General features: G+C 34.4%; 1 protein-coding gene. It reads right to left on the reverse strand.

Annotated features, from left to right (window positions below; all coding sequences use genetic code 11):
* Window positions 1-70 precede the first annotated feature (70 nt).
* Window positions 71-508, reverse strand: a 438-nt coding sequence (locus HMPREF2628_RS06265; protein ID WP_070842657.1) for a transcriptional regulator, incomplete at its 5' end; no start/stop codon positions are given.

The following is a 508-nucleotide window of genomic DNA, read 5'->3' on the forward strand; positions in this document are numbered from 1 at the left end:
TTACTATTATACAGACTTTTTCACCTTTGTCAACTATTTTTTTATCTTTTTTCATTTTTTGCATGGCTTCCTAGTATGTACGGATGTCAAACTCTTTAAATACAATACGTAAGTCTCTTAATACTCTTTGACGACCTCGGAAGCGTTCATTTCTTAAGACGCGTTCTAACTCTTCTTGTTTATCTTTACTTTGTTTGTTTCTATAATTTCTTAGTGTCTCATGAAAGAGATAATAATCATCTAGCCAGAGACCTCCCTCGCTTATACGATGACTAAGCTCACCTACTTCTTCATAGGGTTCTTTATCATATCTTCGTTTTTGACTTTCTTGCTTACGGATATAGTCTAGGATTCGATTACGGAATTTAGTTTTGAAGTATTTACGTAAACGAGGAATATCTTCTGCCAGCTCTTCTTCTCTACTGATCAATTCATGTAAGCAAATCATACCCTCTTGTTCCCAATCCGATAGCTCCCATAAATGAAGGTAATATTCATTTCTACACTT

Source organism: Streptococcus sp. HMSC063B03 (assembly GCF_001836965.1).
Lineage (GTDB): Bacteria > Bacillota > Bacilli > Lactobacillales > Streptococcaceae > Streptococcus > Streptococcus pneumoniae_F.